Genomic DNA, 14,303 nt, shown 5'->3' on the forward strand with positions numbered 1-14,303 from the left:
GGCCGGCCTAGTGCAGGCTGGCCGTGGCGGCGGGATCGGCTGCGCCCGTGCGGGTGTCCACGTCCACCACCACCGACATGCCGGCACGCAGGGCATCGGCGCCCTTCTGGCTCATCGGCACGGTGATGCGAACGGGCACGCGTTGCACCACCTTGGTGAAGTTGCCCGTGGCATTCTCCGACGGCAGCAGCGAGAACACCGAGCCTGTCGCCGGCGATATGCTGTCGACGGTCGCCTCCAGCACCAGTCCCGGATAGGCATCCACCTTCACCGCCACCTGGGCACCAGGGCGGATGTGGCCGAGCTGGGTTTCCTTGAAATTGGCGTCAATGCGGGTGTCGGTCAGCGGCACGATGGCCGCAACCCGGTTGCCCGGCTGCAGCAACGTGCCAACCTGCGCCGCCCGATTGCTGACGATGCCCGCGACGGGCGCGCGGATGACGGTGAAGCTGAGGTCATACTCGGCCTTTTCCAGCTTGGTGCGGGCCGCGGCGATGGCCTGCTCGGCCTCCCGCTTCTGGCCTTCCAGCACGAGGATGTTGGCGCGCGCCACGGCAACAGCGGCCTCCGCGCTCCTCAGGTTGGCTTCACTGCTGTGGAGATTGGCGACGGCTCCATCCAGTGACGCCTGGCTCGTCACCTTGCCTTCGGTCAGCCGGATCTGACGGTCGTGGTTGGCGCGCGCCTCGTCCGCCCGGGCCTGCATGGCTGCGACGGTCGCGGTGGCCTGGTCGACCGAGGCGTGGGCAGCGCCGATCTGGCTCGAAATGCGGTCAACCGTCGCCTCGGCGCTGGCAATCTGGTCCCGCGCCCCCTGCACGGCCAGCCGATAGTCACCGTCATCGATGCGGGCCAGTATGTCGCCGGCCGCAACGCGCTGGTTGTCGCTCACCTCGATGGCCGCGACATAGCCCGAAACCTTGGACAGAACGCCGGTGATATCCACCGCGACATAAGCGTCATCGGTGGTCTCCATGAAACGGCCCTCGGTCCACCAGCCGTAACCGGCCCAGGACACACCGCCGAACGCGGCAAGCGCCAGCACGCTGACAATCGTCTTCGCCTTCGCCTTGCGGCGGCTGCGGTCGGAGGGGATCGGCGACGGATCTCCGGGGTTGTTCCGGGCACGGGTGGGGGAATGTGCTTCCGGTTGACCTGTCGGAGATCCGCCGCCCGTCGCCGTCGCGTGGGGCGAGCGGCGATCCGGTTCTGCTGCTGAAGGTGCAGCGGAAGTGTCAATCGAGGCGGGAACGCTGTCGGACACAGGCGTAAACTTTCCTTGGAACCGCACTGCGCGCCAGAAGGAGCATTGCGTATTGACTGAACGGTTCGGTCAATGGCTTATAGCGCTGTGCCCGCTCCCTTGCAAGAGGCCGGACATCGGCAAAAAGCGCCCCCTCCCCGTGCACGCTCGTCGGGGCAACTGGAAAAATCGGGGCAGTCTGGCAGGAAGAGACCGCGAATCTGGCACTCTTCCGCCAGATCGGGTCTCGGGGTTTGACAGGATCGGGCCAGATACGTACGAACCGGGACAAACGGCAGCACCCCAGCCCTTTAACCATGGACACGACATGACACGCGGAGCCACCAGGCCGGATGCAGCGCCGGCAGCCACGCAAGATGCCACGCCGGCAGATGACCGGCAGGACAATGCCAAACGGTATCAGATCCTCGACGGCGCGCGCCGCGTGTTCCGGGCCAACGGCTTCGACGGCACCAGCATGGATGCGGTCGCCCGGGAGGCCGGCGTGTCAAAGGGCACGCTCTACGTCTATTTCGACAGCAAGGAAGCCCTGTTCAAGGCGCTGATCCTGAAGGACCGTTTAGACCAGCCGGAAAGCTGCCTGCAGATCCCGGCGACCATCGGCGACCTGGAACATGACCTCAAGACCATCGCCGACCTGTATCTGGCCAGAATGATGCAGCCGGACATGATCTCGATGCTGCGCATGGTCATCGGCGCCACCGAGAAGTTCCCCGACTTCGGCCGCCTGCTCTATGAGGAAGGCCCGCTGCGCGGCCGCGAAAACCTCAAGGATTTCCTGCGTCCGCATATCGCCGCCGGCGCCCTGGACATCGAAGACGAGGACGTTGCCGCCTGGCATTTCCTAGACCTGTGCATCGCCGGCACCCTGCGCCGCATGCTGCTGAACGTCGGTGACGCACCGACCGACACGGAGCGAACCGCAACGGTCAACGCCGCCGTCCGCGTCTTCTTGCGCGCCTATGCTCGTGCGGGCTGAAACGGCCCCGCCATTCCCCCTGCCCTGCGCCTTCTTTTGCGCCCTGATTGTCTCTTGGCTCCGATCGGGACATGCGCCTGCACGCGAGAGATTTTTCGCGACTTCCTCATCGGCTTCTACGAGAGCGCCGAAAACAAGGCCCTCGTCGCTCCTGCTATCGAGAACGGCATCTGGTTGCTCTGACGAGACTGCCAAAAAAGCCCGCGAACGGCAATCCGGCGCCGGTCTGGGACGTATCCTGCCCTGTCCGCTCAGCTTTCGCCGCCCAGTTCCCCATGCAGGTCTCCGACCATGCCTTCGATGAATTGGCCGATGGCGGCGGAGCGGGCGCGTTTGTGGCGTTCGGCCTTCAGGATCGCCCGGACTGCCTCATAGGCGCGGGCAAGATCCTCGTTGACGACGACATAGTCGTATTCGCTCCAGTGCCGCATCTCGCCGACAGCCGTTTTCAGGCGGCGCAGGATGACATCCTCGGTGTCCTCTGCCCGGCGATGCAGCCTGGACTTCATCTCGGCGATGGACGGCGGCAGGATGAAGACCGAGACCACGTCCTCGCGCATGCGCTCATAGAGCTGGAACGTGCCCTGGATGTCGATGTCGAACAGGACGTCCCTGCCCTCACCGAGCGCTTTCTCGACCGGATCGCGCGGCGTGGCGTAGTAATTGCCATGCACTTCGGCCCATTCCAGTAATTCGCCGCGGTCGCGCATCTGCTCGAAGCGCTCGCGGGTGATGAAATGATAGTGCACGCCGTCGATCTCGCTGCTGCGACGGGGCCGGGTCGTCACCGAGATCGACAGTTCGAGATTGTCTTCCCGCTCCAGTAGCAGCCGGGCGATGGTCGACTTGCCCGCGCCGGACGGCGACGACAATACCAGCATGAGGCCGCGCCGGCTGGCCTCGGCAGCGTCCGCAGTCACGACTGTACCGGCTTGCGACTTTTGCGCATCTGCCATCGGGGTCACTCCAAGTTCTGAACCTGTTCGCGAAGCTGGTCGATCACCGCTTTCAGCTCCAGTCCGATGGCGGTGAGCGCCACATCATTCGACTTGGAACACAGTGTGTTGGCTTCGCGGTTGAATTCCTGCGCCAGGAAATCGAGCTTGCGGCCGATCGGGCCGCCGGTCGCCAGCAGCTTGCGCGCGGCGTCTACATGGGCCCTGAGGCGATCCAGTTCCTCGCGCACGTCGGCCTTGGTGGCCAGCAAGGCTGCCTCCTGTGCCAGGCGCTGGGGATCGAGCGCAGGAACTGCGGCGACCAGTTCTTCCAGCTGGGACTTCAGCCGCGCCTTGATCGCCTCAAGCTGCCGCGCCGGGAGCGCTTCGGCTGCCTGTGTTGCGGCGGCAATGGTGTTGAGATGAGTGTCCAGCACCTGCGCGATGGTCGCCCCTTCACTGAGACGCATGTCGACCAGTCCCGCCAGCGCGATATCGAAGCTTTCGGAAACGGCCGCCTGAAGGGCAAGACGGGCCACCTCGTCCTCTTCCGGTTCTATGAGTTCCAACACACCCTTATGCGCGAGGATCCCGTCCAGCGTCGGCGGGGCAGCATCCGGAAGCCGGCGGTGCAACACCTGGATCGCACGCAGGACAGCTTCAAGCGCGGCCTCGTTTACTGCAAGCACTGCCCCGCCCTGCTCGCGCTGCAGCGACAGGTTGGCGGACACGTTGCCACGCGCCAGAACCTGCCCGGCCCGTGCCTTCAGGCTGGCCTCAAGCTCCTCCATCCCGGCGGGCAACCGCAGGCGCAGGTCGAGGTTCTTGCCATTGACCGATCGCAGTTCCCACGTCCACCGGGCGCCGCCATGGGAGCCCTCGACCCGGGCAAACCCGGTCATGCTGGCCAGTGCCATGATGTCCTGTCCTTCGCGCTTTCGGATGCCGCCACCGGCCCTGCCAGTGGCCCTGCCGGTGGCGGCCTAGTTCTGCGTCGCGGGTGCGGCCGGAGCTGTGGGGGCCTGCTGGCCCTGCTGGCTGCGCAGGTTGCGCTCGATCTCGCGCCACTTGCGTACATTGGCCTGGTGCTGCTCGTAGGTCTCGGCAAAGACATGCCCGCCCGTGCCATCAGCGACGAAATACAGCTCCTTGGTCCGCGACGGATTGGCCACGGCCTCCATGGCCGCCCGGCCGGGGTTGCCGATGGGACCGGGGGGCAGTGCCGGGATCTGGTAGGTGTTGTAAGGGGTCTTGCGATCCAGATCGGCCCGCGTGATCGCCGAGCGGTCACGAGTCCAGGCCTCGCCGCCATGAATGCCGTAAACGATGGTCGGGTCGGACTGCAGCGGCATCGACTTGTTCAGCCGGTTGACGAACACGCCAGCGACGCGTGGCCGTTCATCCGCCCGGGCAGTTTCCTTTTCCACGATGGAGGCAAGAATCACCAGTTCTTCAGGCGTCTTGATCGGCAGGCCCTCTGTCCGGCGTCCCCAGACTTCCTTGAGAAGCTTCGTCTGTGCAGCCGCCATCTGGTCGAGGATTTGCTGGCGTGAGGCGCCGCGGGTAAAGGTATAGGTTTCCGGCAACAGGGCGCCCTCGTCCGGGATGGCCGTGATTTCGCCCGTAAGGATCGCGTTTTCGCGCAGTCGTGCCACGATCTGGGCCGTCGACCAGCCTTCCGGGATGGTCACTGCATGCGTGACGGCATTGCCCTCGACCAGATCCTTCATGACGTCCTGCATGGAGACGCCGGCCTTGAAAGCATACTCCCCGGCTTTCAGCCGTCCGGCGTTCTTGTAGGCGCGAACCCCGACATCGAACACCCAGGCATTGGAAATGACGTTGTTCGCCTCAAGGGTCTCGGCAATCGTGCTGAGGCCTTGTCCGGAGGAAATGATGACGGTTTGGTCTGCCGCGAGGGGGCCGGTGGCATCGAACTGGGTCTTGCCCCAATAGAGCGCGGCCCCTGCAGCCAGCATCATCAGGACGACGCTGCTGAGAATCAGGTTCACGAGAATGACGAACGGATTACGCACATGGCGCGAACGGGTTGGCGGCTCGGGGGCCTTGTCCGGCTGAATCGCTTCGCGCGGGCTTTTCGGCTTCAGTCGCATAGGCTCGCTCGTTCCTCAGGATCAGTCCGCGCCTCCCCGTCCTGCGCCCAGATGGAAGCGCCGGACGTCCAGAGGCCTGCGTGTTGTCGAGGGGGCGCTGGACAACCCAGGACCCGGGCCAATCGCCCTATCGACCTTAAACCTGCCGATTGGGGCGAAACAGCGATTGGTAGGTCAGTCCCGGATGGCAAGAACTGCCCAGCCCGGGACCAGACGCCGGATCTTGCCTCAGGCCGCGACCTTGCGGAACACCAGCGAGGCATTCGTGCCGCCGAAGCCGAACGAGTTCGACAGCGCAATGTCGACATTCATCGGCTTGGCCTTGTGCGCAACCAGGTCGATCTCGGTCTCGACAGACGGATTGTCGAGGTTGAGCGTCGGCGGAACGATGCTGTCACGGATGGCCAGGATCGAGAAGATCGCCTCGACGGCACCGGCAGCGCCAAGCAGATGTCCGATCGACGACTTCGTGGACGACATGGTCAGGCGGTTGGCGGCATTGCCGACCAGTCGCTCGACAGCGCCCAGTTCAATCGTATCGGCCATTGTCGACGTACCATGGGCATTGACGTAGTCGATATCGCTGGCCATGACGCCGGCCCGCTTCAGGGCGGCGCTCATGCAGCGGAAGGCGCCATCGCCATCTTCGGACGGGGCCGTGATATGGAACGCATCGCCGGACAGGCCGTAGCCGATGACCTCGGCATAAATCCGAGCGCCACGGGCAACTGCATGGTCGTACTCTTCAAGCACGACAACACCGGCTCCCTCGCCCATGACGAAGCCATCACGGTCCTTGTCATACGGGCGTGATGCCTTGGCCGGCTGATCGTTGTAACTTGTGGAAAGCGCGCGGCAGGCGGCAAAGCCGGCCAGTGACAGACGGCAGATCGGTGATTCCGTTCCACCGGCCACCATCACGTCGGCATCGCCAAAGGCAATCAACCGGGCCGCATCGCCAATGGCATGCGCACCTGTAGAGCAGGCTGTGACGACCGCGTGGTTCGGTCCCTTGAGCCCGTGCCGGATCGACACCTGGCCGCCGGCCAGGTTGATCAAACGACCGGGAATGAAAAACGGGCTGATGCGGCGCGGGCCCTTGTCCCGCAGGATATTGGCCGCTTCCTCGATGCCCTGGAGGCCGCCGATGCCGGAGCCGATCAACACGCCCGAGCGGGTCTGCTCGTCGTAAGTCGATGGCTTCCAGTTGGCATCGGCAAGGGCCTGGTCCGCGGCAGCCATGGCATAGACGATGAAATCGTCGACCTTGCGCTGCTCTTTCGGATCCATCCAGTCATCCGGGTTGTAGGCCCCCTCGACCGAAGGATCGCGCGGGATCTGACACGCAATCTGACAGGCAAGATCGTCGCTCTCAAAGCCGGTGACGCGACGCGCCCCGCTCTGACCTTCGAGGATCTTCTTCCAGGTCACGTCAACTCCGCATCCAAGCGGAGTGACCATGCCCATACCGGTAACGACGACTCGTCTCATAAGCCCGCACATGGTTCGGGCGCAGCGCGAACGCTGCTGCCCGTAAGGTCAGGGGGAGAACCGGATTAACCGGCGTTCTTTTCCAGGAAGCTGACAGCGTCACCGACGGTCAGGATCGTCTCGGCTGCATCATCCGGGATTTCAACGCCGAATTCTTCTTCGAACGCCATGACGAGTTCAACAGTGTCAAGGCTGTCTGCGCCGAGGTCGTCGATGAAGCTCGCGCCCAGGACTACCTTCTCGGAATCGACGCCCAGGTGCTCGATAACGATCTTCTTCACACGTTCCGCGATATCGCTCATTTTACTTACCTCGGTGGTTTTTACGAACCGGTCACCCGTGCCAGCGCATCTTGGGCATATTTCAGAAATCCACAAGTGCTCGCTCGGGAGATATCCGGGCCAATCGCCGGGCATGACCAAAGAAAATAGGCCAGTCCGTTGATCTGTCCAGAATAATCGGCGGCTAGGTAACACACTTTGTAGGGCATTACCAGCCGCCGACCCAGGGCTTGAAACGCCAGGGAACAACGTGTTCCACCGGCAATCGAAAACTCTTGTACAGATGCAATGATGCTGGTGCATCAGCACCTTATAGTGGCTGAACAACCGTGCTGTGGACCAGCCCGGCAAAGGGCCGGATCGCCGGCAGCTCGGATATCAGATCATCGCCATGCCGCCGTTCACATGCAGGGTCTGACCTGTCATGTAGCCGGCCTCGTCGCTGGCCAGATAGACGGCTGCGGCGGCGATTTCATGCGCCGTCCCCAGCCGTCCGGCCGGGACGCTGCCCAGAATCGATTCTTTCTGCTTGTCGTTCAGCACATCGGTCATCGCCGTCTCGATAAAGCCGGGCGCGATGGTGTTGACCGTGACGGCGCGGCTGGCAATCTCGCGGGCAACCGACTTGTACATGCCGATCATGCCGGCCTTGGCCGCGGCATAGTTCGCCTGGCCCGGATTGCCGGTGATGCCGACGACCGAGGCAATGCCGATGATGCGGCCGTGGCGGCGCTTCATCATGCCCTTGATCGCGGCACGGCAGAGATGGAACCCGGAGGTCAGGTTCACTTCCAGCACCTGGTCCCACTCCTCGTCCTTCATCCGCATGAAGATGTTGTCGCGGGTGATCCCGGCGTTGTTGACGAGAATGTCGACCCGGCCCATTGCAGCTTCAGCCGCAGGGATGAGCCCCTCGACTGCAGCGCGATCAGACAGGTTGGCCGGAGCCACGTGCACCCGTTCGCCAAGATCGGCAGCCAGGGCTTCCAGCTTTTCGGCGCGCGTGCCAGACAGGGTCACGGTCGCGCCCTGGGCGTGCAGGGCACGGGCGATGGCTTCGCCGATCCCGCCGGTCGCGCCGGTGACGAGGGCCATCCTGTCGGTCAGGTTGAACATTGCTTCTTCCTTCCTCGTTCGACTTCGGCAAGGGCCACTCAGCCGTTCAGTTTTTCAAGCAGGGCATCGATATCGGCCGGCGCATTCACGGCCAGGCCGCCCGCGTCCTTGGCAATACGCTTGACCATGCCGGTCAGCACCTTGCCTGCCCCGATTTCCACAAAAGTATCCACACCCTGGCCGGCCATCCACTCGATGGATTCGCGCCAGCGCACGGTGCCGGTCACCTGCTCGACGAGGCGCGCCCGGATCTCGTCCGGATCGCTGATCGGTGCGGCCAGGACATTGGCCACAAGCGGCACCTTCGGCGCGTGAATGGTGACATCCGCAAGCGCTGCAGCCATCGCGTCGGCCGCCGGCTGCATCAGGGAACAATGGAACGGGGCAGACACGGGAAGCAGAACGGCACGGCGCCCTCCCCGGCCCTTGGCAATTTCCAGGGCCCGTTCGACAGCGGCCTTGTGGCCGGAGACGACCACCTGCCCCGGCGCGTTGTCATTCGCCGCCTCGCACACCTCGCCGGGTGCGCTTGCCTCTGCCGCCACTTCTCGGGCAACGTCGAAATCGAGGCCCAGCAGGGCCGCCATGGCGCCGACCCCGACCGGAACCGCCGCCTGCATGGCAGTTCCGCGCAAGCGCAGCAGCCGCGCCGCATCGCCAATGCTCAGGCTTCCGGCGGCAGCCAGGGCCGAATATTCACCCAGGGAATGCCCGGCGACATAGGCAGCGCTTGCCTTCAGCTCGATGCCACGCGATTCCATGGCTTTCATGGCGGCCAGACTAACGGCCATCAGCGCCGGCTGGGCGTTCGCGGTCAGCGTCAGTTCATCCTTCTCGCCCGACCACATCAACTCGGACAGCTTCTGGCCAAGCGCGGCGTCGACTTCTTCAAACACGGCCCGGGCTTGCGGAAAGGCGTCAGCCAGTTCCTTGCCCATGCCGATGTCCTGGCTGCCCTGCCCGGGGAAGATGAAAGCAACGCTCATGCCTGTGCCTCCGCAGCGGCGAGGCGTGATCCGCCCGGCCCTTGTTATCCTGTTCAGGTTGCACTCACCCCTGACGCAGCAGCGCCATTTGGGCCAGAATACAACCGTTCTTTGCGCCGCTATGGTCCGGGCACTGGCCCGCTGTCAAGTCTTGCAGGGCGACTGCCCCCCAATGCACCCCTAGATTTCCGTGGCTTTCCCTTGGTCAGGGTCCAGGAATGCAGGACCCGATCCCTCGTTTCCCCGCACAGAGCCTTTCTAGCTCCATGGCCAAACCCGCCCTTGTCACACCTTGACCGGCTTTGGAGCGCCATTCGTCTTGCAATCCGGCAAAGTTCCTGTATAGAGCGGGCTCGTCCGGAACCTTGGCTGGTGGCTGAACGGAAGGATGTGCCTTGTCGGTGCATCAGGATCGTAAGGGATCCGCCTTCCCGTGTCTCCGCTCTCGTAGGACTTATACGTACCTTTCCGTAGGCACGTTGAGGCTTTGCGCCAGGTTCTGTCCGATTGACACTTAGAAAGGCAATCAACACATGCCGCTTTATGAACACGTGTTCCTGGCCCGCCAGGACGTGTCGACCCAGCAGGTCGAGCAGCTCGTCGAGCAGTACAAGGGTCTCCTTGAGACCAACGGTGGCAAGGTCGGCAAGATCGAGACCTGGGGCCTGCGCTCCCTCGCCTACCGCGTCAAGAAGAACCGCAAGGCTCACTACACCCTGATGAACATCGACGCACCGCATGCCGCGATTGCCGAGATGGAACGCCAGATGGGCCTCAACGAAGACGTCCTGCGCTTCATGACCATCAAGGTCGAAGCACATGACGAAGAACAGTCTGCCATGATGCAGAAGCGCGACCGTGACGACCGTCGCCGCCGCGACGACCGCTTTGGCGGTGAGCGCAGTGACCGCCCGGATCGTGGCGACCGTCCGGCTCGTGGTGACCGCGGTGACCGTGGTCCCCGCCGTGCAGATGCGGAGTAATTGACAATGTCCGAAATCGCCCAGACCCAGTCCCAGACCCGTCGTCCGTTCTTCCGTCGTCGCAAGACCTGCCCGTTCACCGGCAACGGTGCCCCGGTCATCGACTACAAGGACATCCGTCTGCTGCAGCGCTACATTTCCGAGCGCGGCAAGATCGTTCCGAGCCGCATCACTGCGGTTTCCGCGAAGAAGCAGCGTGAGCTGGCCCGCGCCATCAAGCGCGCCCGCATCCTGTCGCTGCTGCCCTTCGTCATCAAGTAATCCCGGGCCTGTCCCGGTTCAGGTCGCGGCGGGGTTTTCCTTGCCGCGACCTTGTCAGTTTAAGACCTGACGCTGTCGGCGTAAAACCTGGCAATCCCGGATTGGGGCCGACGGGCTGGTGCTCGGCCTCTAACCGCGGACCGTGTTGTCCGTGGGACAGACCGACTGGAGAAGTCCAATGGAAGTCATTCTGCTTGAACGCGTGGCCAAGCTTGGCCAGATGGGCGACAAGGTTCGCGTCCGCGACGGTTACGCCCGTAACTTCCTGCTGCCGCAGGGCAAGGCGCTGCGCGCCAACAAGGCAAACCTCGCCAAGTTCGAAGCTGACCGCGTTCAGCTCGAAGCCCGCAACCTGGAGCGCCGCAAGGACGCCGAGGCTGTTGGCGAGACCCTGAAGGGCCAGACCTTCGTAGTCATCCGCTCGGCCTCTGAAACCGGCCAGCTGTACGGCTCGGTCTCGACCCGCGACATCGCCGAAGTTGCAACCGCCGGCGGCTTCACGGTTGCCCGTACCCAGGTGGTTCTGTCCGCGCCGATCAAGAACATCGGCCTGCACAGCGTCATCGTTGCGCTGCACCCGGAAGTCGAAGTCACGATCAACATCAACGTTGCCCGTTCGGCCGACGAAGCCGCGCGCCAGGCAACCGGTGAAGACCTGACCGGCCGCGAACAGGACATCTTCGAGTTTGAAGAAGATGAAGCCGAGGACGGTGACGACGAGATCGAAGGCGAAGGCGACAACGCCTGATCTTCTGGTCTGCGCATCAGCGAAGACCTGAACGACGGCGCCCCTTGCGGGCGCCGTTTTTCGTTTGCCGGATAGGTCAGGGCGCGGCCCCTCGGGCAAGGACGTCAAGGCGGAAAACGACAGTTGTCCCCGCTGATCTGAGGTGCGGGAAGGATATTAACAGATCCTTCACTCCCGCCTTTTCCTGTCTCGCCATCCCCGCTAAACGAAGGGGTGCGACAGGCGGGGGACCCCATGAAAGGCAACATTCAGAAGATCGAGGCTGCCAGCGACAGTCTGCGCGTCGCGCCGCATAATGCGGAGGCCGAACGCCAGCTGCTTGGCGCGATCCTGGTGAACAACGAGACCTACTATCGCGTCTCGGACTTTCTCGAAGCGCACCATTTCTTCCTGCCCCCGCACAAGGACATTTACGAGAAGATCGGCCAGCTGATCCGCGCCGGCAAGACCGCGTCGCCGATCACGCTGAAGACCTTCTATCCCGCAGATACCAAGATCGCCGACCTGAGCGCGACGCAGTATTTCCTGCGCCTTGCCGCCGACGCGGCCTCGATCATCAATGCGGAGGATTACGGCCGCACCATCTACGACCTTGCCGTGCGCCGCAACCTGATCCGCATCGGCGAGGACATGGTCAACATCGCCTTTGACGCGCCGATTGACATGCCGCCGAACCAGCAGATCGACGATGCCGAGCGCCGTCTGTTCGAACTGGCGGAAACGGGCCGCAGCGAAGGTGGCTTCGTCTCCTTCAGCGACGCGCTCACCGAAACCATCCAGATGGCGCATGCTGCCTATAACCGCGAAGGCGCGTTGTCGGGCATCTCCTCGGGGCTGACCGATCTCGACCGGCTCATGGGCGGCTTGCAGCATTCCGACTTGATCGTGCTGGCTGGACGTCCCGCCATGGGCAAAACGTCGCTGGCCACCAACATCGCCTTCAACGTGGCTCAGGCCTTCATGGCCGAAGAGCAGCCAGACGGGACGATGAAGACGATGAACGGCGGTGTCGTCGGCTTCTTCTCGCTGGAAATGTCGGCCGAGCAGCTCGCAACCCGTATCATTTCCGAACAGGCCGAGATTTCCTCGTCCAAGATCCGCCGCGGTGACATCACCGAGGCCGAGTTCGAGAAGCTTGCGGCTTGCGCCCAGCACATGCAGACCGTGCCGCTCTATGTCGACCAAACCGGTGGCATTTCCATTGCCTCGCTGGTAGCCCGTGCCCGCCGCCTCAAGCGCCAGCGCGGCCTCGACCTGCTCATCGTCGACTATATCCAGCTCCTCTCCGGCTCGCAGAAGAACAGCGGAAACCGCGTCCAGGAAATCACCGAGATCACCACCGGCCTGAAGGCACTGGCGAAGGAACTGAACGTTCCGATCATCGCCCTGTCCCAGCTCTCGCGTCAGGTGGAATCGCGCGAAGACAAGCGGCCGCAGCTGTCGGACCTGCGCGAATCAGGCTCGATCGAGCAGGACGCCGACGTGGTCATGTTCGTGTTCCGGGAGGAATATTACATGAGCAAGACCGAGCCGGAGGAAGGCACCCCGGAATACGAAGTCTGGAAGGACAAGATGGACCGCCTGAAAGGCAAGGCTGAAATCATCATCGCCAAGCAGCGTCACGGCCCGACCGGCACGGCACAGCTGCACTTCCAGGGCGAGTTCACCCGCTTCTCGGATCTGGCCGAAGACCAGTATCTGCCCGAACGGATGGAGTAAATCCCCCGACAACTGCGGCCTTGTCAGGCCTTGGACAATCCCGGGTGGCGGCGTTGTCCGGGTATCTTTGTTCTGGGCAAAGGCAAATGGCGAAATTCCGCCTTAAGGTCTTTATGATGGCCTCAACCGCCTGGGCCACGATTCGCCTTCCTGTCGACGCATCGCCGGACAAGACCGCCAAGCATGACGCCAGTCACCAAACAAACCAGATCGCCATCTGCATCGCCTGGCCTGCGGCCAGAAGCCGGGGCTGACGGTGATGCGGACAGCATGGTGCATGGCAGCCGCCTGACCATCGACACTGATGCGATTGCCGCAAATTGGCAGGTGCTGCGAGAGCGGGTCGGGGCGTCAGTGAACTGCGCTGCCGCGGTCAAGTCCGATGCCTATGGCTGCGGCCTGGCGCCGGTTGCGCGGGCCTTGGCAGGCGCGGGCTGCAGCACCTTTTTTGTCGCCCTGCCGCAAGAAGGCGTCGTGCTGCGCCGCGAAGTGCCCGGCGCCGTCATCTATGTGCTGAACGGACTCCTGCCGGGCGCAGCTCCCATTTACGCTGAAGCGCGGCTGCGGCCCGTGCTTGGCTCGCTGGCGGAAGCGGAGGAATGGGCCCTGTTCTGCCGCAGCCGCAAGGTGGTGCTGGACGCGGCGCTGCATATCGACACCGGCATGAACCGCCTTGGACTGAGCGAGGCCGATACGCGGCGGATCGCCGCCGACAGCGCGATGCTGCAGGCCTTCGACCTGACGCTGGTGATGAGCCACCTGGCCTGCGGCTCGACGGCCGGTTCGCCCTTCAACGCACAACAGCTCGCGCGGTTCAAGGCGCTGCAGGAACTGTTTCCAGGCACGCCCTGTTCGCTTGCCAATTCCGCCGGTATTCATCTCGGCCCCGACTATCATTTCGACATGGTCCGTCCCGGGATTGCCCTCTACGGCGGCGAAATCATCGAGGGCGCGCCGGAACGGCTTCAGACGGTGGTCAAACTGGAGGCGCGGATCCTGCAGATCCGGCAAGTCCCGGCTGATGTGCCCGTTGGCTATGGCCAGGGCCAGACCACCCGCCGCCCGACACGGCTTGCGATCCTGTCGACAGGATACGGCGATGGTTATCATCGCCGCGCTGGCGGGGCGGACACCCGACCGGATGACGCACCACCCGCCCATGGCGTTCTGGCCGGGCACAAGGTGCCACTCTTCGGCCGGGTCTCGATGGATCTGATGGCCGTGGATGTCACAGACGTGCCGTCGGAACTTGCCCGGCGCGGTGCCTTTGTCGAGCTGTATGGGCCCGATGTCGACATGTCCCATATCGCGGGCACTGCAGAGACCATCGACTACGAGCTCCTGACCAGCCTCGGCCACCGGCATCAGCGGGTGTACGCCCCCTTGCAAGCGCCGGCAGCCGCCACATTAAAAGAGGACCGCTGAG

The 14,303-nt window shown here is 63.6% G+C and carries 14 protein-coding genes; 6 read left to right on the forward strand and 8 right to left on the reverse strand.

The window, feature by feature from the left end; all coding sequences use genetic code 11:
• Window positions 1–7: 7 nt before the first annotated feature.
• The gene (locus C8348_RS15040) at window positions 8–1,264 is read right to left on the reverse strand and encodes an HlyD family secretion protein (protein WP_208983781.1); all 1,257 of its coding nucleotides are present in this window, start codon (window positions 1,262–1,264) and stop codon (window positions 8–10) included.
• 307 nt (window positions 1,265–1,571) lie between these two features.
• Here C8348_RS15040 and C8348_RS15045 point away from each other — a divergent pair, with 307 nt between their 5' ends.
• Entirely contained in the window at window positions 1,572–2,243 is a 672-nt protein-coding gene (locus C8348_RS15045) for a TetR/AcrR family transcriptional regulator (RefSeq protein ID WP_106754168.1), read from the forward strand.
• A 251-nt stretch (window positions 2,244–2,494) separates the two neighbouring features.
• Here C8348_RS15045 and gmk read toward each other — a convergent pair whose 3' ends face one another.
• The 7 genes from gmk to fabD form a co-directional block, all read right to left on the reverse strand.
• The gene (gene gmk, locus C8348_RS15050) at window positions 2,495–3,199 is read right to left on the reverse strand and encodes a guanylate kinase (protein ID WP_106754169.1); all 705 of its coding nucleotides are present in this window, start codon (window positions 3,197–3,199) and stop codon (window positions 2,495–2,497) included.
• A gap of 5 nt (window positions 3,200–3,204) precedes the next feature.
• Entirely contained in the window at window positions 3,205–4,095 is an 891-nt protein-coding gene (locus C8348_RS15055; protein ID WP_106754170.1) for a YicC/YloC family endoribonuclease, read from the reverse strand.
• A gap of 66 nt (window positions 4,096–4,161) precedes the next feature.
• Window positions 4,162–5,292: an endolytic transglycosylase MltG gene (gene mltG / locus C8348_RS15060; RefSeq protein ID WP_106754171.1), complete on the reverse strand. Its 1,131-nt coding sequence runs from the start codon at window positions 5,290–5,292 to the stop codon at window positions 4,162–4,164.
• A 228-nt stretch (window positions 5,293–5,520) separates the two neighbouring features.
• The gene (fabF, locus tag C8348_RS15065) at window positions 5,521–6,783 is read right to left on the reverse strand and encodes a beta-ketoacyl-ACP synthase II (RefSeq protein ID WP_106754172.1); all 1,263 of its coding nucleotides are present in this window, start codon (window positions 6,781–6,783) and stop codon (window positions 5,521–5,523) included.
• Window positions 6,784–6,848: 65 nt separating this feature from the next.
• Complete coding sequence (locus C8348_RS15070) at window positions 6,849–7,085, reverse strand: acyl carrier protein (RefSeq protein ID WP_106754174.1); 237 nt, start codon at window positions 7,083–7,085, stop codon at window positions 6,849–6,851.
• A gap of 357 nt (window positions 7,086–7,442) precedes the next feature.
• Window positions 7,443–8,180 (reverse strand): 3-oxoacyl-[acyl-carrier-protein] reductase, encoded by a 738-nt coding sequence (fabG, locus tag C8348_RS15075; protein ID WP_106754175.1) that lies wholly within the window; start codon window positions 8,178–8,180, stop codon window positions 7,443–7,445.
• Between the two features lie 38 nt (window positions 8,181–8,218).
• Window positions 8,219–9,166, reverse strand: a complete 948-nt coding sequence (fabD, locus tag C8348_RS15080; RefSeq protein WP_106754178.1) for an ACP S-malonyltransferase — start codon at window positions 9,164–9,166, stop codon at window positions 8,219–8,221.
• Between the two features lie 533 nt (window positions 9,167–9,699).
• Between fabD and rpsF the strand changes: the two genes are divergently transcribed.
• The 5 genes from rpsF to alr all read left to right on the forward strand — a co-directional run bounded on the left by rpsF (window position 9,700) and on the right by alr (window position 14,302).
• A complete protein-coding gene (gene rpsF / locus C8348_RS15085; RefSeq protein WP_106754179.1) occupies window positions 9,700–10,149 on the forward strand; it encodes a 30S ribosomal protein S6 in 450 nt (149 codons plus the stop codon).
• Window positions 10,150–10,155: 6 nt separating this feature from the next.
• Entirely contained in the window at window positions 10,156–10,410 is a 255-nt protein-coding gene (rpsR, locus tag C8348_RS15090; RefSeq protein WP_106754180.1) for a 30S ribosomal protein S18, read from the forward strand.
• 178 nt (window positions 10,411–10,588) lie between these two features.
• The gene (gene rplI, locus C8348_RS15095; RefSeq protein ID WP_106754181.1) at window positions 10,589–11,158 is read left to right on the forward strand and encodes a 50S ribosomal protein L9; all 570 of its coding nucleotides are present in this window, start codon (window positions 10,589–10,591) and stop codon (window positions 11,156–11,158) included.
• Between the two features lie 234 nt (window positions 11,159–11,392).
• Entirely contained in the window at window positions 11,393–12,877 is a 1,485-nt protein-coding gene (locus tag C8348_RS15100) for a replicative DNA helicase (RefSeq protein WP_106754182.1), read from the forward strand.
• Between the two features lie 270 nt (window positions 12,878–13,147).
• Window positions 13,148–14,302, forward strand: coding sequence for an alanine racemase (gene alr, locus C8348_RS15105; protein WP_198647072.1), 1,155 nt, complete (start codon window positions 13,148–13,150; stop codon window positions 14,300–14,302).
• Window position 14,303 lies beyond the last annotated feature (1 nt).

It is taken from the genome of Pannonibacter carbonis (assembly GCF_003012935.1).
In the GTDB taxonomy this organism is placed as follows: domain Bacteria; phylum Pseudomonadota; class Alphaproteobacteria; order Rhizobiales; family Stappiaceae; genus Pannonibacter; species Pannonibacter carbonis.

Excerpts from the sequence above, each read along its gene's own strand:
- C8348_RS15045 (WP_106754168.1), top strand. The coding sequence starts at position 1,572 with ATGACACGCGGAGCCACCAGGCCGGATGCAGCGCCGGCAGCCACGCAA.
- gmk (WP_106754169.1), bottom strand. The coding sequence starts at position 3,199 with ATGGCAGATGCGCAAAAGTCGCAAGCCGGTACAGTCGTGACTGCGGAC.
- C8348_RS15055 (WP_106754170.1), bottom strand. The coding sequence starts at position 4,095 with ATGGCACTGGCCAGCATGACCGGGTTTGCCCGGGTCGAGGGCTCCCAT.
- mltG (WP_106754171.1), bottom strand. The coding sequence starts at position 5,292 with ATGCGACTGAAGCCGAAAAGCCCGCGCGAAGCGATTCAGCCGGACAAG.
- fabF (WP_106754172.1), bottom strand. The coding sequence starts at position 6,783 with ATGAGACGAGTCGTCGTTACCGGTATGGGCATGGTCACTCCGCTTGGA.
- C8348_RS15070 (WP_106754174.1), bottom strand. The coding sequence starts at position 7,085 with ATGAGCGATATCGCGGAACGTGTGAAGAAGATCGTTATCGAGCACCTG.
- fabG (WP_106754175.1), bottom strand. The coding sequence starts at position 8,180 with ATGTTCAACCTGACCGACAGGATGGCCCTCGTCACCGGCGCGACCGGC.
- fabD (WP_106754178.1), bottom strand. The coding sequence starts at position 9,166 with ATGAGCGTTGCTTTCATCTTCCCCGGGCAGGGCAGCCAGGACATCGGC.
- rpsF (WP_106754179.1), top strand. The coding sequence starts at position 9,700 with ATGCCGCTTTATGAACACGTGTTCCTGGCCCGCCAGGACGTGTCGACC.
- rpsR (WP_106754180.1), top strand. The coding sequence starts at position 10,156 with ATGTCCGAAATCGCCCAGACCCAGTCCCAGACCCGTCGTCCGTTCTTC.
- rplI (WP_106754181.1), top strand. The coding sequence starts at position 10,589 with ATGGAAGTCATTCTGCTTGAACGCGTGGCCAAGCTTGGCCAGATGGGC.
- C8348_RS15100 (WP_106754182.1), top strand. The coding sequence starts at position 11,393 with ATGAAAGGCAACATTCAGAAGATCGAGGCTGCCAGCGACAGTCTGCGC.
- alr (WP_198647072.1), top strand. The coding sequence starts at position 13,148 with ATGGTGCATGGCAGCCGCCTGACCATCGACACTGATGCGATTGCCGCA.